The sequence below is a fragment of the Rhizobium sp. USDA 3886 genome (genome assembly GCF_056279785.1).
This window is the reverse complement of record NZ_JBWCDC010000003.1, coordinates 1,669,079-1,687,957: the sequence shown is the minus strand read 5'-3', so window position 1 is coordinate 1,687,957 and position 18,879 is coordinate 1,669,079. Positions and strand designations below refer to the sequence as shown.

Below are 18,879 nucleotides of genomic sequence, written 5' to 3'. Positions count from 1 at the left end.
GCCCTCCCGAATGCATTTTTTTATGCGGCAGCGGAGGTTTTGATCGTGTCCACACCCTTTTTGACGATGTCGGGCATCGGCTATGCGGCGGGCGCAAGGACGATCCTTTCGGGCATCGACCTGACATTGCAGCACGGGCGCATCTACGGGCTCGTCGGACCGAACGGCTCCGGCAAGAGCACGCTCATGAAAATCATCGCTCGGCAGATCGCGCCCGTCTCCGGAACACTCACGCTTGCGGGCAGAGCGGCGGCGAAATGGGGCGGCCGCGCCTTTGCGCGCAACATCGCCTATATGCCGCAATTCACGCCGGCAACCGACGGCATGACGGTGCGCGAGCTTGTTTCGCTCGGCCGCTTTCCATGGCATGGCACGCTCGGCCGGTTCGGAAAAGTGGATCGTGATTTGGTCGAGGACGCCATATCACGAACGGCTCTTGAGGAATTCAGCGACAGAATGGTGGCGAACATGTCCGGCGGCGAGCGCCAGCGCGCCTGGATCGCCATGATGCTGGCGCAGAACGCCCGCTGCCTGCTGCTTGACGAGCCTACCTCGGCGCTTGACCTCGCGCACCAGGCATCAGTGCTTTCGCTCGTCCAGTCGCTGAGCCATGAGCGCGGATTGAGCGTCGTGATCGTGCTGCACGACATCAACCTTGCTGCGCGCTATTGTGACGAGATCATCGCGCTCAACCACGGGCGCATCACCGCGCAGGGAACGCCGGCCGAGATCATGCACGCCGACCTGCTGCACGCGATTTTCGGCGTCGGCATGGGCGTTTTTTTGCATCCGGCACGCGGCGAACCCGTCAGCTATCTGCTGTGACGGCCATGGCGCACTTTACCCGCAGGCAGTTCATGGCGCTGACAGCTGTGCTCGCAACGCCACCTTTTGTCAGGGCGGCTGACGCGCCACGGGTCGCGACGCTTGACTGGGCGCTGCTCGAAACGCTGCTTGCAATCGGCGCAAATGTAGTTGCCGGAACCGAGCTCCGGCAGTTCCGCCAGGTCGTGGTGAAGCCTGAGATTCCGGCATCTGTTTCCGACCTCGGACTGCGGGGCACACCGAATTTCGAAGTGCTGCGTTTCGCCAGACCCGACCTGATCTTCAACTCGAATTTCTATGCCTGGGCGGATGCACGCATGAGCCCGATCGCACCGGTTGAAAATCACGCGATCTACAAACCGGGCGAAGACCCATACGCACTTGCGCAGCAGACGACATTGGCAATCGGTGAACGGCTTCAGCTTGAGGCAGCAAGGCAGCTCACGGAAGAACTGGCTGCGAAACTTCAGCGCTATCGCGCCATCTTTTCTCAAGGCGACGGGCGTCCCGTCATCCCGATCAATCTCGGCGATTCGCGGCACTATCGCGTCTTCGGTTCAGACAGCATGTTCGGTGCCGTCCTGAACCGCACAGGGCTGACGAATGCCTGGCAGGGCGCGACCAGCTATTCCGCCACGGCGCCGGTCGGGATCGAGACGCTCGCCGCCATGCCGGATGCCTGGATCGTCCTGATCCCGCCGCACCCCGAAGATGCGCTGGCGACTTTGAGCGCCAGCGCCTTCTGGAACGCGCTTCCTGCCGTTCGCGAAGGCCGGGTGGTGAGGCTCGGTTCCATCAACCCCTACGGCGCGCTACCGGCAGCGATGCGTTTTGCCGATCTTCTCGCGGAGGCGCTTTCCGATGAATGGAATGGCTGACCGCACGATTGCTGCATGCCAAACCCGGCAGCCGTTTGCCGCCGGTTTCGTGCTGGCGGGCCTTTGCCTTGTCGCGTTCGCGCTGCTCGTCCTGCTTCGCCCCAGGCTTCCAGACGATGAGGCAGCGCTCGACTCAATCCTGCTCTGGCAGAGCTTGATGCCACGCGCCGTGCTTTCGCTGATCGCCGGCGCTGCTCTTGGGCTTTCCGGCCTGCTGCTGCAGAGAGTTCTGCGCAACCCGATCGCCGATGCCTCGACGCTGGGTATCGCTTCCGGTGCTGAGCTGGCGCTCACGCTGGCGATGAGTTTTTCACCCCTGTTGCCGGGCATCTCGCGCGAGCTTGCGGCCTTTGCAGGCGGGCTTGCCGCCGTCGCCATCGTCCTGGCTTTGAGCTGGCGGCGCGGGCTCGATCCGGTAACCGTCGCTCTATCGGGCATGATCATCACGCTGATTGCGTCGGCCCTCAGCGTTACCGTCATCCTCGCCCGCGGCGAATATGCGATGTCGATCTACATCTGGGGTGCCGGGTCGCTCAGCCAGCAGGACTGGGACGGAGTCATTTCGCTCGCGCCGCGGCTTGCGATCGGCTTCACCGCCGCCGCCTTGCTTATTCGGCCACTCAGAGTTTTGTCGCTGGATGATACGGGAGCAAGAAGCCTCGGCGTGGCTCTCCGTGCGACGCGTTTTGCTGTGCTGGCTTTGGCGGTCTGGCTCTCGGCTTCGGTCACCGCGCGTGTGGGAATCATTGGTTTCATGGGGCTTGCGGCGCCGACGATCGCGCGCCTCGCCGGCGCGCGAACCACCGGACAAATCATGATAGCAGCGCCGCTGACGGGCGCCGGGCTGCTGTTTTTTACCGACTGCATCACGCAGCTGCTAGGCCCCGGCTTCACCGATCTTGCGCCTGCGGGAGCAGCAACGGCACTCCTCGGCGGTCCGCTGCTGCTTTACCTGCTGCCGCGCATTCATTCCTTCTCGGCGGTCGCACCTCAGTCTCCGTCTGCTTTTCGCCGCATCCGCAAGCCTTCCGCCGGCTTGCTTGTGCTGCTGGTCGCACTCACGGGGGTCATTGCGCTCGCATTGATGGTGGCTCGCGCCGATGACGGGTGGCGCATCGCAAGCGGCGCGCTTTTCGCGGACCTCCTGCCGTTTCGCCTGCCGCGCACGGCTGCCGCCGGCGGTGCGGGTGCGATGCTGGCAGCTGCAGGTTTCATCATGCAGCGCGTGACCGGCAATCCGATTGCCAGTCCGGAAGTATTGGGCGTCAGCGCCGGCGGCGGGGCAGGGCTCACGGTTGCCCTCTTCATTTTCGGCTTTCCGTCGCCGACAGTCATGCTGACCGCGATGGCGCTTGGTGCGTTTACCTCCTTGCTCATCATGATCGCGATTGCGGCGCGCGCGCAGTTTGCTCCGGAGCGCATGCTGCTTGCCGGCATCGCCATCAGCGCCTTTTCTATGGCGGTCGTGACGATGGTCCTCGCGCAGGGCGACATGCGCGGCTACACCCTTCTGACCTGGCTTTCGGGTTCGACAAATCGGGCGGGACCGTTCGAGGCATGGACCGCCGTGGCCGCCGTGGCCGTTCTGGCAGCGCCGCTACCTTTCCTGAGCCGATGGTTGACCATCCTGCCGCTCGGCGGTTCGGCGGCTCGCGCCTTCGGCCTTTCAGCGAGCATAAGCCGCCTTGTCCTTGCAACGATCGCAGCACTCATGACGGCCATTGCTTCCTACCTCGTTGGTCCTCTCAGCCTGACGGGTCTGATGGCCCCGCATCTTGCGAGATTGATGGGCTTCCAGAAAGAGGCGCATCAGCTTGCGGCAAGCATCCTTATCGGTGCCGCCGTTCTGATTTTCGCCGATTGGCTCTCGCGTGTCGTCATCTATCCCTATCAGGTTCCCGTAGGGCTCTTTGCCGCGCTGATCGGCGGCCCGTATCTGCTTTGGCTGCTCACGCGGCAGCAGGCGCGTCGATGATGGCGGCATCGCTATTCGGTATGCGGGGGTGCGCCGACAGCCCAACTTGGATCAGCTCCAAATGGATGATCCAGGTAAAACACCCAGCTTCCATCGGGCAACCGGCGGTGAACTTCCATGCCATGATGATGCATCTTCAGTTGGTTGGCCGTCCTCGTCAATGCCCTTGATTAACCATTGCGAACGGGTCATGGCGAAATCTCCGGCGATCGTGGTGTGATGGGTGACCACATCCATGTGCGGCTTGAGGCCGATATAGGCAGCCATGGTTTGGCGGATGCCGTCGGCCCCGCGGGCAATCGTGGTTCCGCCGTGGACCTCATCGACCTGCACGATCGAGGCTTCGGGATGATACATTGCCGCCGCGGCTTCGACATCGTGAGCGTTGAAGGCGCGGGCGAGCCAGAGATTGCAAAGTTCGGGGGATGGAGCGCCCATGGAAGTCTCCTTTCATTGAAAGCACTTACGCGGCTTTGCTTTGACAGCACTGGAACTTGAAGCCGCGCTGAACCACTGTAACTTGCTCATGCCGCCACCTTCATGCCTTCCGCCGCCATTGCCGCACGAACCGCCGGCCGCGCACCGACCCGGCTCATGAAGTCGCGGAGGCGGGGAAAAACGGCAAGGTCGATCTTCGCGAATTCGGACCAGCCGACGATTGTGAAGAGATAGGCGTCCGCAGCAGAAAACCGATCGCCCATCAGAAACGGTCCGCTCCTGGCGAGATGATCCTCGGCGAATTCAAGACGCTCGGTGATCTTCGTGCGCGCCACGTCCTGCGCCTGGGTTCCATATTCAGGGTGGAACAGCCAAGGGCTGTACACTTTGTGTAGTTCGGTCGCGATGAAATTCAGCCAGGACTGCAAGCGATATCGCTCCGGCGAACCAAATGCCGGAACCAGACCGGCATCCGGCTTGAGGTCGGCAAGCAACTGGACGATGGCGGTACCTTCAGTCAGCACCGAGCCGTCGTCGAGTTCTAGCGCCGGTACGTAAAGATTGGGATTGATCACAGCGAAATCCACACCCGCTTCGGTCAGGTGTGGCGTCTTGCGGATATCCACCCGCTCGAGTTCAATCGGAATTCCAGCTTCCAGGGCGACGATGTGCGGGGATAGCGCGCAGGTTCCGGGGGCGTAGTAGAGCTTCACGGCGGGTCCTTTCGGTTAATCGTCACTTCTTGTGCCGAGTGCTGTCGCGGTTCGACGAAGACCCCATCGGTCATTCGACAAGCGCAAGGATAGGCCCAGTACGAACGCAAAGCTCGTTGGAGTTTTGCCAACCATGCTTGCACAGTTGCAAGCGCGCGATATGTTATCGACCTCGAATGGAGGCTGGAATGGAAGACTGGAACGAACTGCGTCTCGTCCTGGCCGTGCACAGGACAGGCAGTCTCACAGCGGCGGCAAGCGCGCTCTCTATCGATCATTCGACCGTGTTTCGCCGCTTGAATGCGCTAAAAAAGTGACTTGGCGTGCGTTTGTTCGAACGCCTTCCGGGTGGATCATATCAGGTGACGCAAGCCGGTGAACGAATGACCGCCGCTGCCGAGCGGATGGAAGACGAGACGCTTGCGCTCGATCGTGACATTGCGGGCCGCGATCACCAGCTCTCCGGCAAGCTGCGCGTCACTTCCTCCGAAACGCTTGCATACAGCATGCTGACACGGCACCTCGCTGCGTTCCGCCAAGTGCATCCGGGGATTGTCGTCGAGCTCTTGATCGATAACCGCGTGCTCAGCCTGTCCCGCCGCGAGGCCGACATCGCGCTCCGTCCGGTTCGTCCGAGAGAAGGTGACCTTTGGGGACGCAAACTCGCCGACGTCGGCTGGATGCTCTATGCATCACCGATGGTTCTCGAGGCCATCGGGGGGCCGTTGACGCGGGCGGCGGATGCCGTCCGGCAGCCGTTGATTGGCTGGGAAGAACATGTGGCCGGGATCGCTGCTGCCGACTGGCTCGGCCGTCACGCCCCGGCAGCCGCCTTTGTCTATCGCACGAGCAGTCTGGTCAATCAACTGGTAGCTGCCAAAGCCGGGATAGGCGTTGCACTGCTTCCCTGTTATCTCGGCGACAGCCACCTTGAACTGGTGCGCGCACTCGCCGACCCCATCGCGGAACTGGCGGGCGAGCTCTGGATCGTAACCCATACCGACCTGAAGGGCACTGCTCGCGTGCGCGCGTTTTTCGATATTGTCGGTGAGGGCCTCATCCGCGAGCGCGCGGTGTTTGAAGGCAAACTAACATAGCGGGATTGCGTCCGTTCGATCACTGCACGATGACCCTGACCGTACGCATCGAGTTTTGTGCGCCGTCCCGCGGCTGCCCGGCACCTGTTGTTTCGATCGCCCGCACCTGAAGCAGGCCTCGCCCCGTTCGGCCGGCATCCAAGGCAGAAAGTAGCACTGCCAGGCAGAGCGGTTCCCAGGCGGTCATCACACCCGTGAAGGTTCCGTTGGGACCGACATCGCTATCGCCAGTCTCATGAGTATCGCTGTCTTCTGGGAATATTAAAACGGACCGGCTTTCGCCGATCCGCCCTCAATCACAATTGCGTCAGCTCTTAGGGCTGCAGGTGCGGCCAAACTTCCAGGATGCCGCGATGGATCATGTCGAGCGCGACGTAGAGGATGATCAGCAGGCCGACATAGGCGATCCAGCGGTGGCGGTTGAGCAGCCGGGCGATGATGCCCGCCGCGACGCCCATCATGGCGATCGACAGTGCAAGGCCCAGGACCAGCACGGTCGGGTGCTCGCGGGCAGCACCGGCAACCGCCAGCACGTTGTCGAGCGACATCGACACGTCGGCGATCACGATCTGGGTTGCAGCCTGCATGAAGGTCTTCTTAGGCCCGGTGGACGCAGCACCTTCCTGACCAAACTCGCCACCGTTCGCATGCTGCAAGCGAAGTTCGCGCCACATCTTCCAGCAGACCCAGAGCAGAAGCAGGCCACCGGCAAGCAGCAGGCCGACGATGCTTAAAAGCTGAACCGTCACGGATGCAAACAGAATACGCAAAACGGTGGCGGCAAGAATACCGACCAGAATGGCCTTCTTGCGCTGCACGGCGGGAAGCCCGGCTGCAGCAAGGCCAATGACGACGGCGTTGTCGCCGGCAAGAACAAGATCGATCGCGATGACTTGCAGGAGTGCAGTCAGGCCCGCAGCAGTAAAGATTTCCATGGAAACGTCCCCAGAATGCCTTCGAGAAGCGTGCTAGTGTCCCAGGAACGCCGCGTCAACCATGAATAACGCAAGGTCAAGCAAATGCGGCGTGGGAATCGTTCCTGTCCCCAAGTTTTTAGGGGCGCGCGCGTCCATGCGAATTCAGTGCTTCAACTTGATGATGATCTCCCGATATTCGTCGGCAATGGCAACCGCTGCCTTCGCAACGACCGGACTGATCGATTTGTGATCAATGGCCAGGCGGCAGGTTTCGAAGACGCCGCGCAGTTCGTGTTCAATATCGGAGAGATGCGGATACTTCTGCACCAGAAGGTGCGGCAGAACTTTAGCCTTTTGCTTCATGGGTTTGGTTTCATTGGAGAAAGCCTGTGGGTCGGCGATCACTTCCCGGATCGCATCTTCGAGACGCCAGGTTGCACCAATCATATCCGTGACTGACACCATGAGATCCTCTCCTGCCGGCGCGCCATATTCCGATAGATATTAAGAGGCAATCCTTGTGCCAGATTAACCAAAAACGCGTCAGCGCTGGTGAGCGGCGGTTCGACAGGACGCATTCAAAAAGATCAGGCCGCAGGGCCTGACCTTTTGTGCGTTATTGTTTCTTCTTCTTGGCTTCGTCGTCGACCAGTTCGTACCACATGGCGTTGAGGACGGCGAAGGCGGCTGCGAGCGGGAGCCCCAGAATCCATGCAAAATACCACATTGTTTTTCTCCTTCAGTATGCGTGGCCGCTTTTGTCCGTGACGCTCTTCTCGTCCACCTTGCCCCAGAGCACTTTGTAGACCCAGGCGGTATAGGCAAAAATGATCGGCAGGAAGATCAGCGACACGACGAGCATGATGAAGAGCGTCATATGGCTCGACGACGCGTCCCAGACGGTCAGGCTCGAGCGTGGATCGAGCGAGGAGGGCAGGATGAAGGGAAACATCGAGACGCCGACCGTCGAGATGATGCCGAAGATCGAGAGCTTGCTGAAGAGCAGGGTCGAGGCCTCCCGCCTGGCCCGCATTGCCGCAAACGCAAGTGCGGCGCCCGAAAAGCCGAACGCCGGAATGATCAGCAGCCAGGGATGGGTGCTGTAGTTCGCAAGCCATGAACCGCCATGCTCCGCCGTTTTCAAGAGCGGATTCGACGGACCGGCCGGACTGATAGGACTGGTGATGCGATAGCCATCGATGCCAAGCGCCAGGAGGAGGCCGCCGAGCGCAAAGAGCACGATAACGCAAAGGGCAGCGATGCTTCCATAGTTTCTGGCGCGCTCGGCAACGGGGCCGCCAGACTTCAGCACCAGCCAGGATGCGCCGTGCATGACGAGCATGGCGACCGAGAGCAAGCCGCAAAGCAGCGCATATGGATTGAGAAGGCCGAAGAACGAGCCTTCATAGAAGATGCGCATGTCGTCGGCGAAACGGAAGGGAACGCCCTGCAACACATTGCCGACGGCAACGCCGAAGATCAGCGACGGCACGAAGCCGCCGATGAAGAGCGCCCAGTCCCAATTGTTGCGCCAGCGGGCGCTCTCACGCTTCGAACGGTATTTGAAGCCGACCGGGCGCAGGATGAGCGCCAAGAGGACCGCAAACATTGCAAGATAGAAGCCCGAGAAGGAAACGGCATAGAGCGGCGGCCAGGCGGCGAAGGTGGCGGCGCCGCCAACGATGAGCCAGACCTGGTTGCCTTCCCAGATCGGGCCGATCGTGTTGATCGCGACACGGCGCTCCGTGTCGGTCTTCGCGACGAACGGCAAAAGCGTGCCGACACCCAGGTCGAAGCCGTCGGTTGCCGCAAAGCCGATCAGCAACACGCCGAGGAGCAGCCACCAGATCACACGCAGGGTTTCGTAGTCGATGAGTTCATGAAGGATCATGGCGATCACTCCGCTGCCGGTACGAGGGTTTCGGAAATAAGGGCGGCGCCCGGCTCGTCATCCGATTCCGGGCCTTGCCTGATCGCCTTCAGCATCAGGCTCATTTCGACAACGATCAGCGTCGTATAAAGTGCGGCAAAACCGATGATGGTGATGAGCACCGTGCTTGCCCCCAGGCTGGAGACCGCCATCGCCGTCGGCAATACCCCTTCGATGACCCAGGGCTGGCGGCCGATCTCGGCGACGATCCAGCCTGCCTCGATGGCAATCCAGGGAAGCGGTATGGCAAAGACGGCGATCTTCAAGAGCAACGGATATTTGTCGAGATGGCGGCGGGCCGACAGCCAGAAGAAGACCGCCGTCAGGACGATGAAAAACATGCCGAGCCCGACCATGATGCGGAACGACCAGAAAAGCGTCGGCACATGCGGGATCGTGTCCCGTGCAGCCTGGGCGATCTGTTCTTCCGTTGCCTGACGCGGGTCGTCGACGTAGCGCTTCAATAAAAGTGCATAGCCGAGTTGGTGGCCGAGATCCTCGAAGGAGGTGCGAACCTCCTGCGCGATGCCGTCCGGCGTCGGGGCCGAGCGGATTTGCATCAGCGCATCGTAAGCCTTGATGCCATCGCGGATACGGGTTTCGGCCTGCTTCTCCAGCTTGTCGATGCCCGGAATTTCGGTCGTCAGCGACCGCGTGCCGATCAGGCCCATGGCCCACGGGATATGGATGGCAAAATGCGTTTCGCGGGTTTGCTGATCCGGAAAGCCGAAGGCCGTGAAGGCTGCCGGCGCCGGTTCCGTCTCCCACATCGCCTCGATTGCCGCGAGCTTCATCTTCTGGTTTTCCGTCGCAAGATAACCGCTCTCGTCCCCGAGCACGACCACCGAGAGAGCCGAGGCAAGGCCGAAGGAGGCGGCAACCGTCATCGAGCGCTTGGCAAGCTCGATATGGCGGCCCTTCAAGATATACCAGGCCGAAACGCCGAGCACGAAGATCGAGGCACAGACATAACCGGCCGAGACCGTATGCACGAATTTCGCCTGCGCGACGGGATTGAAGACCACGTCGAAGAAGCTCACGATCTCCATGCGCATGGTCTGCGGGTTGAGCGCCGATCCGACCGGGTTCTGCATCCAGCCGTTGGCAATCAAAATCCACAGTGCCGAGAAGTTCGAGCCGAGCGCCACGGCCCAGGTGGCGACCAGATGCCCGACTTTCGAGAGCTTGTCCCAGCCGAAGAAGAAGAGGCCGACGAAGGTCGCTTCCAGAAAGAAGGCCATGAGCCCTTCGATTGCCAGTGGCGCGCCGAAGATGTCGCCGACATAATAGCTGTAATAGCTCCAGTTCATGCCGAATTGGAATTCCATGACGATGCCGGTCGCCACGCCCAGTGCGAAGTTGATGCCGAAGAGCGTGCCCCAGAATTTCGTCATCTGCCGCCAGATCTGGCGGCCGGTCATCACATAGGTCGTCTCCATGATCGCGAGCAGCACCGACAGGCCGAGCGTCAGCGGCACGAACAGGAAGTGGTAAAGCGCCGTCAGCGCGAATTGGAAGCGCGATAGCGCGACGATATCTAGTTCCATTGTCTTTCTCCCACGGTCCCACGGGATGTCGAGAATTCCACGGGCGCCGGCCGGCGTCCGCAGTTGCGCTCAGCACTCAATCCGGCCTCAGCCGTTCGAGCGCGCTTTCGAACGCCGCCTCTCCGCGGCGTGAGATTTCGGTGATCCGGCCGCCTTCAACGATCGCGATCCGATCGGCGATCGCCGCCTCCCGGCGGGTATGGCTTGCAATGACGAGCGCCCGGCCATGTGCGCTCGCCTTGAGACGGGCCATCACATCACGTGCTGTTGCGCTGTCGAGACCTTCCGTCGGCTCATCGAGCAGCCAAAGCGGCGTATCCCGAAGGAAGAGGCGCGCAAGCGCCAGACGGCGGGATTGGCCGCCCGACAGACCGAAACCGCCCTCGCCAAGAGAGGTCCCGAGTCCTTTCGGTAGAGCATCGACATCTGAAAGCAGCCCCGCGGCGGCAAGCGCTTCGCGCAGTTCCACGTCGCACGCTTGCGGCTTGGCGAGCCGCAAATTGCCCTCGAGCGTATCCTGGAAGAGCTCGGTCCTTTGCGTCAGACGCGTCGCATCCACGCATGCGACAGTCCCTAAGCGGGGCTGGATTTCGCCCGCGAACACCGACAGCAGCGTTGATTTTCCGGCACCACTCGGGCCGATCACGGCCAGAATCTGACCGAGCTTCAATTCCAGGCTGATTGCATGCAGCGCATCTCTGGCGCAGCCGTCATGCCTGACGCTTGCGGCCTGTAGCGAAAGAGCCATGCCGGCTTCAGCCGCACGGTCTTTCGGCCGCAACCGCTCCTCAGCAAGGTGCGGACCGATACGCCTGGCGGCCACAAGGATCCGCCCGAGTTCCAAGCCGCCTCGCCGCAGGGCCGTGAAGGGTTCGACTGCTGCAAAGGCGATCAACAGCCCCAATGCGGCAACCGGTGCGGTGATCGCCTTTGCTTCGGTGAGTGCTGCTACCGCAAGAAGCGAGCCGGCGAGCAGGATCGCCGTGACGAGACCGAAGCTCAAGATGACACCTGTCTCGATCCGGTTCAGATGACGATCGGCCCTGGCCGTATAGGCATCAGCTCCGGTGACGGCAGCGCATTGCGCTTGAATGCGCGATGCCATCAGGAGATCCGTCTGGCCGGCGGCCAAGTCGATGGCGCGCGCGCGAAGCGCCTCGATGCCGTAGGCGCGGCGCCGGGCAGGCCTTCGGGCAAGACAACCGGCAACGAGCGGAATGCCGATGCCGGAGCAAATCAACAGCCCACCGACCACGAGACCGAATGCTGGGTGCATGATGCCGAGCGTGATGACGGCGACAAGTGCAGCACCTATCGCGGCAACGATCGGGACCAGAATTCTGAGGTAGAGCGAATCCAACGCATCGATATCGGCCGTCAGGCGAAAAAGCAGCCTGGAGGGCCGACGGAGAAGATCGCGCGCTGCTCCCGGTCCAGCCCAGCCGCGAAAAAGCTTCTCGCGAAGTGCTGCCAGTATGCCCAGCGTTGCGTCATGCGTCGTTATCCGCTCGCCGTAACGCGCGGCCGTGCGGCCGATCGCAAGCAAGCGGATTGCGGCTGCTGGCGCAAAGACGTCGAAGGCGATCGCCGCCGCCGATAGTCCGGCAATCGATGCGGCGGTGATGAACCAGCCCGAAAGACCGAGCAGGGCGAGGCCGGCGACCACCGTGACGGCCGAAAGCAAAGCACCGCTCAGCAGGCTGCGCGGTCTTTCAGCGAAGAAAAGCTCAAGGATCGGCGCAAGGGTCCGGAACAGGTTTCTCATTCAGCCGCCTCTTGTAAAACCTGTGTGCCGATGGCGATCCTGCGGCCCATGCGTGCCGCAAAACGCGGGTCATGTGTCGCGACAATGAGCGTCCGGCCCCTGGCAAGCGCAAGCAGGCTCTCCGTGATCTCCGCCGCGGTCACCGCGTCGAGATGCGCCGTCGGCTCGTCCGCCAGGATGATGCGAATGTCGGGATTGGCGGCCGCCCGTGCGATCGCAAGCCGCAACGCCTCGCCGCCCGAAAGGCCGGTACCGCTTTCGCCGAGCGGCCGCTTGCCATAGGCAGCCGCGACGCCGTCCAGCCTGGCAAGCGCCAAAGCCTCGTGCAGAATGCCGCGATGCCTTCCCAGCAAGACATTGCCGGCCAAGCTTCCGGCAAATATATGTGGCGCCTGCCCGATCCAGGCCATGGCCCTGCGCGCGCCCGCATCGACAGGCCGGCCGCCGATCAGGACTTGACCCGTCAGAGGTGGTGCCAGACCGGCGATCAGCGCAAGCAGCGTGGATTTTCCCGCACCGCTCGCACCGGCAAGCGCGACATGCTCGCCCTCTGTGAAAAGACAGTTGAAGCCGGCAAGCGCGAAGGGCCGCGAGCGATCGTAACGGAAGCTGACGTCGTTGAACTCAATGTCGAACCGATCAGTGCGCGGCGCCGAGCCGGCCGTCTCCAACTCGACGATCTCCATGCCGCAATCGGAAAGGCTATCAAGCGCCTTCACTGCCGCTTCTCCGGCGGCGCGGTCGTGCCAGACTGAGGAAAGTTCGCGCAAGGGCTCGAAAAAGGCGGGCGCAAGCAAGAGAATGAAAAGACCTTCGGTCAAGCCGAGCTTTCCCGACCATGTTCCGAAGCGGAGTTCGCCGAGAAGACTGAAGCCCACATAGACCGCGACCATTGCAACGCCGAGCGCTGCAAAGAGCTCCAGCACGGCTGAGGAGAGAAAGGCGATTTTCAGCACCGCCATGGTGCGTGTCTTGAGGTCCTCTGCATCTGCCCGCAGCCGCGTGGCAGTCAGCCCGACCGCATCAAGCGAGCGGATCGTGGCCAGTCCGCGGAGCCGATCGAGAAGAAATGCGTTGAGGCCGCCTGTTGCGGCGAGCTGCTTTTCGCTCGCTGCCTGCGCCTGCCAGCCGATCAGCGCCATGAAAAGTGGAATAAGCGGCATTGCGATGAACAGCGCAAGTGCCGCGACCCAGGAGATCGGCAAGATGCAGATGAGGATGATGGGAGGAATGGCGCTCGCTTTGAAGCGAGCCGGCAGGAAGCGCGAAAGGTAGGGAACGATCAGCTCCGCCTGCTCGCCGAGAATGCTCGCAACCCGCCCGGAAGCAGGACGCGTGCCGTCGATCGGCGATCGCCGGGCAAGCGCTGCAACGGCAATCTGTCTCCTCAAACCCAGTTCAGTGCGCGCCCTGTCGAAGGCGATCTGGCCGCCAGCCGCGTCAAGCAGCGCCTTTGCAATGCCGAGTACCAAGACAAAAAAGGCGGGCCAAAGGACATCGCGAAGACCGCCGCCATCCGCAGTGCGGCCGACGGCGTAAGCAAGTAGACCAGCTTGCGGGATCCACAAGAGGGCGGCAGCGGTTTGAACCGTAGCGGCATGACGAAGACGTGAAGGCTTGGACGAAAGCACCGGCGAGCCAATCGCTGGCGCTCCGGCTGCGCGCGCTTTTTCCTCGTCGAAGAAAGCACTCCCCATAGCGCTAGCTCTTGTTCGCAGGCCGACGGCCGCGGCCGAGCGATACCACCCGGTCCTTGGCTTCCAGGAGCTTCGTAACCTTTGCTCCCAAAGAGAGTAGCGTTGCGAGGCGCTCTGTTTCAAGTTGTTTTACGTCCCCATACCAATGTGTCAGTTGTTCGATCAAGCCGTGCATTTCGCTCATCCGCTGCTGGGCGAAGCGTTCGGCTTCGCTGGCAGGCCTTTGCATGAGGATTTCGCGCAAAACCGAAAGGGTGGGATCGACTTCGCGCTTCTTCCGTTCTTCGGCGAGCGTGCGCAGGATGAGCCAGACATCGTCAGGCGTGGTGAAGAAATCCCTGCGGTCGTCGGGCTTGTGTTTCAAAAGCACGAGGTTCCAGGCCTGCAATTCGCGCAGGCTCATCGACACGTTGGAACGCGAGATGCCGAGCGCGTCGACGATCTCTTCGGCGCAGAGCGGCGACGGCGAGACATAAAGAAGCGCATAGATCTGGCCGACCGTGCGATTGATGCCCCAACGCGAGCCCATCTCACCGAAATGCAGAACGAAGGATTGAACGAGCGGCGGAAGGTTCATGCCAATTTCCGTTGTTCCTGTGATTTCAGAAATTACTGAAATCACTATACGCTCGTTTCCGTCTTTCTCAATCGAGCAAACCGGGCTGCGGCAATTTGGTTGCAGGCCTGGAAATCAATTCAGACAGTGATGTTCAGAGCAAGGATCTGATCTGAGCGCCGCAAGGATACCGAGCATCTTTTCCGGCAACGAATCCGTATGACACGACCTACGGTCGCTTGGTTTGCGAGATCGCTTGCCCAACCCGATCGGCAGGTTCCGATGCCATCAGGACCCCCATGCGGTCGCCCCCGCCGCGGCGATGGCCTGAAGCCACGGTGGCCGCGCACCGCAAGAAACTCGCCGTGTTACTGTAACCTACATGGTGTCGGTCGGATTCTGTGTCATATTCATGGCGACTGCGCGATGTGCGGGGCCCCTCACATTGCCTGTCCGGGAGCGAAGGAATGGAATACGACACGGAGTCACCAAGCGCAGGTTTTCCGAGCAGGCGCTGGAGATCGACGCGCTTGCCTCCCGCAATGAAAGCTTCCGAGAACCGTACAACGACTTTTCCATTGCGGACCATCTCGTGCGAGAGTGGGAGTCGTCTATGGCTCCGGAGCGAGACGGACGTTACGCCGAGGCGCTCGAACTCAAAGATGGCCTCGGCAAAGAGATCCGCACCATGCTGGATCTTGCCAAGGTCGTGCCATTCTGTGTCAGCGTTGAACGCGCGATCGCCGAATCGCCGCGGCACTGCCGCGGCTACAGAAAAGGAATAACATGCCTCGACTGATGGCGCTCATCCTCAACTTCGCGGTCGCCGTAATCATGGCGGCTTTGACAGCCTGGTGTTCACTGGCCCTTTGGTATCGCCTGCCCCTGCCTGATGCCGGGCGGGCAATTGGCGCTGGCGTCTTCCTCGTCTTCGGTCTCTTTACTGTAGCGGCGCTTGCCAGCCGGCTGCGCATGAGAGCCATCCTTTCGTTCGCTGTCGTGTTCGCCCCGGTTCTCTTCTGGTGGAGCTCGATCAAGCCGGAAGCGAACGCTGCATGGGCACCAGATGTCGCCCGGCAGGTCACGGGTCGTGTCGACGGAAATTCGCTGACCTTGACTGATGTCCGGGACTTCGGCTGGCGAAGCAATTCCGACTTCACGGAGCGCTGGACGACACGAACCTACGATGTCAGCAAGGTGAAGACCGTCGACCTGTTCATGTCGTACTGGGCGGGGCCGAAGATCGCACATGTCATCTTCAGCTTCGGCTTCGAAGGCGGCGAGCAGCTCGCCTGGTCGATCGAGGTACGCCACAAGGTCGGTGGCGCGTTTTCTCCCCTTGCCGATCTCTTCAAGAACGACCCACTGGTGATCCTTGCCGCGGACGAACGCGACGTTGTCGGCGTCCGCTCCAACGTGCGGGGCGAGGACGTGCAAATCTATCGGCTGAGAGCCAGTCCCGAACAGGCACGAAATCTGCTTCTCGAATACGTCGCCGGGGCCAACGCCCTTGCCCAGACTCCGCAGTTCTACAACTCGATCACGACGAACTGCACGACGACGGTCGCCAAGCTGATGCGTGTCGCCGGAGACAAGGTGCCGTTCGACTGGCGGCTGATCGTCAACGGTTATCTTCCCGACTACGCCTATGACCGGGGAGCCATCGACACGTCGATGCCGCTCGCCCGATTGCGAGAAATTTCGAAAATCGACGAGCGGGCGCGGGCGGATGGATTATCGCCCAACTTCTCGAAGGCAATCCGTCTCGGCGTGCCCGCCCCGGCCGCCGTCGCTACGCCGTAACCACCAGTAACATACTGAGGAAATCGCGATGATTGAGGCATGGTGCGCCCTCTCAGGAATTCGCTAGGTGGAGTTTCACCTGCGCCCTTAAACAGGACGGAACGTGAAGCTCATTAAGCACTTTCAGAACGTCACCGCGGCTACGGACCTCCTGATGATGGTGGCCGCACCAATGCTCGCTCCGACCCTTGCCGAAGCCCGCCGTGCATCGCAGGCGCGGCCTCCCTCGCCGGGACGCCGCCGCAGTTTGGCATGTGCCGACAGCAACAAGAAGACGGGTTTCTGTGACGTCTGGCCGCGATAACGTGCTATGAAATTTGAGGACGGACGACGACAGCTTTGGACAGACAACCGCAGACAGGGTCAGTGCGACACACAAGCAGGTGGAAGAATATGGCTCGCGCCGTCTCATGGGGAGAAGCACCACGTAAATGATTGAGAAGATCCTCGCCCCCTGATGTGGCGACGGAACATGTCACGCGAACAGCACAAGTGTCTGTCGCATCCACAAACTACTGTCTGTTTTCGGGAATGTGACTGCGCGCCGACGTCGGAATGCTAATGGGGGATGACTTGCGCTTGTTTAACTCGTTGACCGCTGGTCGTATTCGGCGACTTCTTCCATGCCTTGCGCTGATCGTGCTCGTGGGCTGCGGCGGACACCCGAAAGACGTGCTGACCCCCGTTGCGGACACCGTGCCGAATACCAGCCGCGTCGAAATGCTGGTCGCGACCACGCGGGCGCGATCGAACGTCCCCGGCGAGATGTTCACGGGCGAGCGCGCTCGGACGCCGTCCTTTGCCGAGATCACAGTTTCACTGCCCAATGTCCGCAAAGAAGGCGACGTCGCCTGGCCAAAGAAGCTGCCTTCAAATCCGAAAACCGATTTCGCGACTTTGAAAGCCCAGGATTTCGATCTGGACGGCGCCAAGGGCTGGCTGAAGGCATCGGTCAAACGAAGTCCCGATCACAGCGTTCTCGTCTTCATCCATGGCTTCAACAACCGCTTCGAAGACAGCGTCTACCGCTTCGCCCAGATCGTCCACGATTCGAACATCCACAGCGCCCCGGTCCTGGTGACCTGGCCTTCGCGCGGCAGCCTGCTGGCCTACGGCTATGACCGCGAGAGCACCAACTACACGCGAAACGCCCTTGAAACGCTGTTCCAATATCTGGCCAAGGACGGCGATGTGAAGGAAGTCAACGTCCTCGCCCACTCGATGGGAAACTGGCTCGCGCTCGAGGCGCTGCGACAGATGGCGATCCGCAACGATGGTCTTCCCGCGAAATTCAGGAACGTCATGCTGGCGGCTCCCGACGTCGATGTCGACGTCTTCCGCTCGCAGATCGAGGACATGGGCGACCCGCACCCGCAGTTCACTCTGTTCGTCTCCCGTGACGACAAGGCGCTCGCTTTCTCGCGACGGGTCTGGGGCAACATTCCGCGCCTCGGGTCGATCGATCCCGAAACCGCGCCGTACAAGGCGGAGCTTGCCGACTACAAGATTTCGGTGATCGACCTCACCAAGATCAAGGTCAGCGACGATCTCAATCACAGCAAGTTCGCGGAATCCCCGGAAGTCGTCCAGCTCATCGGCGCGCGGCTGTCCAAAGGGCAGACGCTGACCGACAGCCGGGTCGGTCTCGGCGACACCATCCTTGCCGGAACAACCGACGTGGCCGCTGCCGCCGGAAGTGCCGCGGGCCTCGTACTGACCGCCCCCGTCGCGGTGTTTGACGCCGATACTCGCGGCAACTACGCCAATCATGTCGGCGGCCTGACCGGACAAGTCAGCGGAGGGCAGAAGGTTGCGGTCAAGAATTGCGCGGCGATGCCGACCGCCCCGGCGTGCCTGACGCAGAGATAGCAGGAGGTGCCCGTTTGAGTTCGATCGCCCTTGGCACGCTCGTCTTCATCTGCCTGTTCGGGGCATCGCTCATCGGCATCCTTGTCCGTAACCGCCTGCCAGCCCATCACCTGGATGCCGAATCCAAGGACGTGATCCGCTTGTCGACGGCGGTCGTCGGCACGTTGTCTGCCCTTGCCCTCGGGCTGCTGATCGCGTCCGCGAACACCGTCTACAACAACGCCGAAGCCGAACTGCGGACCTCGGTTGCCCGCTTGCTGCTGCTTGACCGGGTAATGGCGCAGTACGGACCAGAGACGGCGGATGCACGCAGCCGGCTGCATCGTCTAGTCGAGAACAGACTTGTTCAGGGGTGGGGCACCGTGGCCGAGCAGGCGGGAATCGAACCGTATGATGAAAACCAAGGCATCGAGCCTGTACAGGGTGAACTTCGCAACCTGGTTCCGGCGACCGAGCCGCAGCGACTGCTTCAGGCTCGCGCCCTCGAGGTCAGCGGCCTCTTGGCCGAAGCCCACTGGATGCTCGTCGAAAGCAGTTCGGAAGGGTTGCCGACCGCGTTTCTCGTCATCCTTGTCTTTTGGCTCGCGTGGCTGTTCCTGACCTTCGGGCTCCAGGCTCCGGCCAATCCGACCGTGATCGGCGTCATGCTGGTCTGCTCGCTGTCGGTCGCAGCAGCGGTCTTCCTTGTCATCGACATGGCGCATCCGTATCTCGGTGTCATCCACGTCTCGGACGGGCCGCTGCGGGCTGCGCTTGGGCACATTGCCTCTCGATAGTTACGAGGGGCGGACCGGGTCAGCCGCTCGCCTCCGGTTCAGCCTTCATTGCTGACCGGAGAATATCTGTGGCCCACTGAGGCAAGCGCTTGG

Annotated in this window: 20 protein-coding genes; 10 read left to right on the top strand and 10 right to left on the bottom strand. The window is 61.5% G+C overall.

The window, feature by feature from the left end:
* Positions 1 to 45 precede the first annotated feature (45 nt).
* Genes ACZ9BX_RS31000 through fhuB form a run of 3 tightly spaced genes read left to right on the top strand, consistent with a single transcriptional unit; the run spans position 46 to position 3,678 of the window.
* The gene (locus tag ACZ9BX_RS31000) at positions 46 to 825 is read left to right on the top strand and encodes an ABC transporter ATP-binding protein (RefSeq protein WP_476222104.1); all 780 of its coding nucleotides are present in this window, start codon (positions 46 to 48) and stop codon (positions 823 to 825) included.
* A gap of 5 nt (positions 826 to 830) precedes the next feature.
* Positions 831 to 1,703, top strand: a complete 873-nt coding sequence (locus ACZ9BX_RS30995; protein ID WP_476222103.1) for an ABC transporter substrate-binding protein — start codon at positions 831 to 833, stop codon at positions 1,701 to 1,703.
* Positions 1,687 to 3,678 carry a Fe(3+)-hydroxamate ABC transporter permease FhuB gene (fhuB, locus tag ACZ9BX_RS30990; protein ID WP_476222102.1) on the top strand — a complete coding sequence of 664 codons (1,992 nt, stop codon included), beginning with the start codon at positions 1,687 to 1,689 and terminating at the stop codon, positions 3,676 to 3,678. Before ACZ9BX_RS30995 ends, fhuB begins: the two co-directional genes overlap by 17 nt.
* A gap of 51 nt (positions 3,679 to 3,729) precedes the next feature.
* Here fhuB and ACZ9BX_RS30985 read toward each other — a convergent pair whose 3' ends face one another.
* Positions 3,730 to 4,116 carry a YybH family protein gene (locus tag ACZ9BX_RS30985; RefSeq protein WP_476222101.1) on the bottom strand — a complete coding sequence of 129 codons (387 nt, stop codon included), beginning with the start codon at positions 4,114 to 4,116 and terminating at the stop codon, positions 3,730 to 3,732.
* 86 nt (positions 4,117 to 4,202) lie between these two features.
* Positions 4,203 to 4,829: a glutathione transferase GstA gene (gstA, locus tag ACZ9BX_RS30980; protein ID WP_476222100.1), complete on the bottom strand. Its 627-nt coding sequence runs from the start codon at positions 4,827 to 4,829 to the stop codon at positions 4,203 to 4,205.
* Positions 4,830 to 5,017: 188 nt separating this feature from the next.
* Here gstA and ACZ9BX_RS30975 point away from each other — a divergent pair, with 188 nt between their 5' ends.
* Together ACZ9BX_RS30975 and ACZ9BX_RS30970 are read left to right on the top strand one after the other, a co-directional pair.
* Complete coding sequence (locus ACZ9BX_RS30975) at positions 5,018 to 5,146, top strand: helix-turn-helix domain-containing protein (protein ID WP_476222099.1); 129 nt, start codon at positions 5,018 to 5,020, stop codon at positions 5,144 to 5,146.
* Positions 5,147 to 5,212: 66 nt separating this feature from the next.
* Positions 5,213 to 5,926 carry a LysR substrate-binding domain-containing protein gene (locus tag ACZ9BX_RS30970; protein ID WP_476222098.1) on the top strand — a complete coding sequence of 238 codons (714 nt, stop codon included), beginning with the start codon at positions 5,213 to 5,215 and terminating at the stop codon, positions 5,924 to 5,926.
* A 314-nt stretch (positions 5,927 to 6,240) separates the two neighbouring features.
* Here the strand turns inward: ACZ9BX_RS30970 and ACZ9BX_RS30965 are convergent, their stop codons facing one another.
* The 8 genes from ACZ9BX_RS30965 to ACZ9BX_RS30930 all read right to left on the bottom strand — a co-directional run bounded on the left by ACZ9BX_RS30965 (position 6,241) and on the right by ACZ9BX_RS30930 (position 14,359).
* Positions 6,241 to 6,861: a TerC family protein gene (locus ACZ9BX_RS30965; RefSeq protein WP_027509611.1), complete on the bottom strand. Its 621-nt coding sequence runs from the start codon at positions 6,859 to 6,861 to the stop codon at positions 6,241 to 6,243.
* Positions 6,862 to 7,005: 144 nt separating this feature from the next.
* Positions 7,006 to 7,308, bottom strand: coding sequence for a hypothetical protein (locus ACZ9BX_RS30960; RefSeq protein ID WP_027509612.1), 303 nt, complete (start codon positions 7,306 to 7,308; stop codon positions 7,006 to 7,008).
* Between the two features lie 151 nt (positions 7,309 to 7,459).
* A complete protein-coding gene (gene cydX, locus ACZ9BX_RS30955) occupies positions 7,460 to 7,570 on the bottom strand; it encodes a cytochrome bd-I oxidase subunit CydX (RefSeq protein WP_027509613.1) in 111 nt (36 codons plus the stop codon).
* A 12-nt stretch (positions 7,571 to 7,582) separates the two neighbouring features.
* Positions 7,583 to 8,734 carry a cytochrome d ubiquinol oxidase subunit II gene (gene cydB / locus ACZ9BX_RS30950; RefSeq protein WP_476222097.1) on the bottom strand — a complete coding sequence of 384 codons (1,152 nt, stop codon included), beginning with the start codon at positions 8,732 to 8,734 and terminating at the stop codon, positions 7,583 to 7,585.
* A gap of 5 nt (positions 8,735 to 8,739) precedes the next feature.
* Positions 8,740 to 10,320: a cytochrome ubiquinol oxidase subunit I gene (locus ACZ9BX_RS30945; protein ID WP_476222096.1), complete on the bottom strand. Its 1,581-nt coding sequence runs from the start codon at positions 10,318 to 10,320 to the stop codon at positions 8,740 to 8,742.
* A 76-nt stretch (positions 10,321 to 10,396) separates the two neighbouring features.
* Positions 10,397 to 12,085, bottom strand: a complete 1,689-nt coding sequence (locus tag ACZ9BX_RS30940; protein ID WP_476222095.1) for an amino acid ABC transporter ATP-binding/permease protein — start codon at positions 12,083 to 12,085, stop codon at positions 10,397 to 10,399.
* Positions 12,082 to 13,782 carry a thiol reductant ABC exporter subunit CydD gene (gene cydD, locus ACZ9BX_RS30935; RefSeq protein ID WP_476222094.1) on the bottom strand — a complete coding sequence of 567 codons (1,701 nt, stop codon included), beginning with the start codon at positions 13,780 to 13,782 and terminating at the stop codon, positions 12,082 to 12,084. Before cydD ends, ACZ9BX_RS30940 begins: the two co-directional genes overlap by 4 nt.
* A 4-nt stretch (positions 13,783 to 13,786) precedes the next feature.
* On the bottom strand, positions 13,787 to 14,359 hold the full coding sequence (locus ACZ9BX_RS30930; protein ID WP_476222093.1) for a GbsR/MarR family transcriptional regulator: 573 nt from the start codon (positions 14,357 to 14,359) through the stop codon (positions 13,787 to 13,789).
* Between the two features lie 592 nt (positions 14,360 to 14,951).
* On the opposite strand from ACZ9BX_RS30930, the gene ACZ9BX_RS30925 reads away from it, so the two are divergent.
* The 5 genes from ACZ9BX_RS30925 (at position 14,952) to ACZ9BX_RS30905 (ending at position 18,786) form a co-directional block, all read left to right on the top strand.
* Complete coding sequence (locus ACZ9BX_RS30925; protein WP_476222092.1) at positions 14,952 to 15,137, top strand: hypothetical protein; 186 nt, start codon at positions 14,952 to 14,954, stop codon at positions 15,135 to 15,137.
* Positions 15,125 to 16,141: an Lnb N-terminal periplasmic domain-containing protein gene (locus ACZ9BX_RS30920; protein ID WP_476222091.1), complete on the top strand. Its 1,017-nt coding sequence runs from the start codon at positions 15,125 to 15,127 to the stop codon at positions 16,139 to 16,141. Before ACZ9BX_RS30925 ends, ACZ9BX_RS30920 begins: the two co-directional genes overlap by 13 nt.
* Positions 16,142 to 16,244: 103 nt before the next feature.
* Positions 16,245 to 16,445, top strand: a complete 201-nt coding sequence (locus ACZ9BX_RS30915; protein ID WP_476222090.1) for a hypothetical protein — start codon at positions 16,245 to 16,247, stop codon at positions 16,443 to 16,445.
* Positions 16,446 to 16,702: 257 nt separating this feature from the next.
* Positions 16,703 to 18,010, top strand: a complete 1,308-nt coding sequence (locus tag ACZ9BX_RS30910) for an alpha/beta hydrolase (RefSeq protein ID WP_476222088.1) — start codon at positions 16,703 to 16,705, stop codon at positions 18,008 to 18,010.
* Positions 18,011 to 18,024: 14 nt separating this feature from the next.
* Positions 18,025 to 18,786: a bestrophin-like domain gene (locus tag ACZ9BX_RS30905; RefSeq protein WP_476222087.1), complete on the top strand. Its 762-nt coding sequence runs from the start codon at positions 18,025 to 18,027 to the stop codon at positions 18,784 to 18,786.
* Positions 18,787 to 18,879 lie beyond the last annotated feature (93 nt).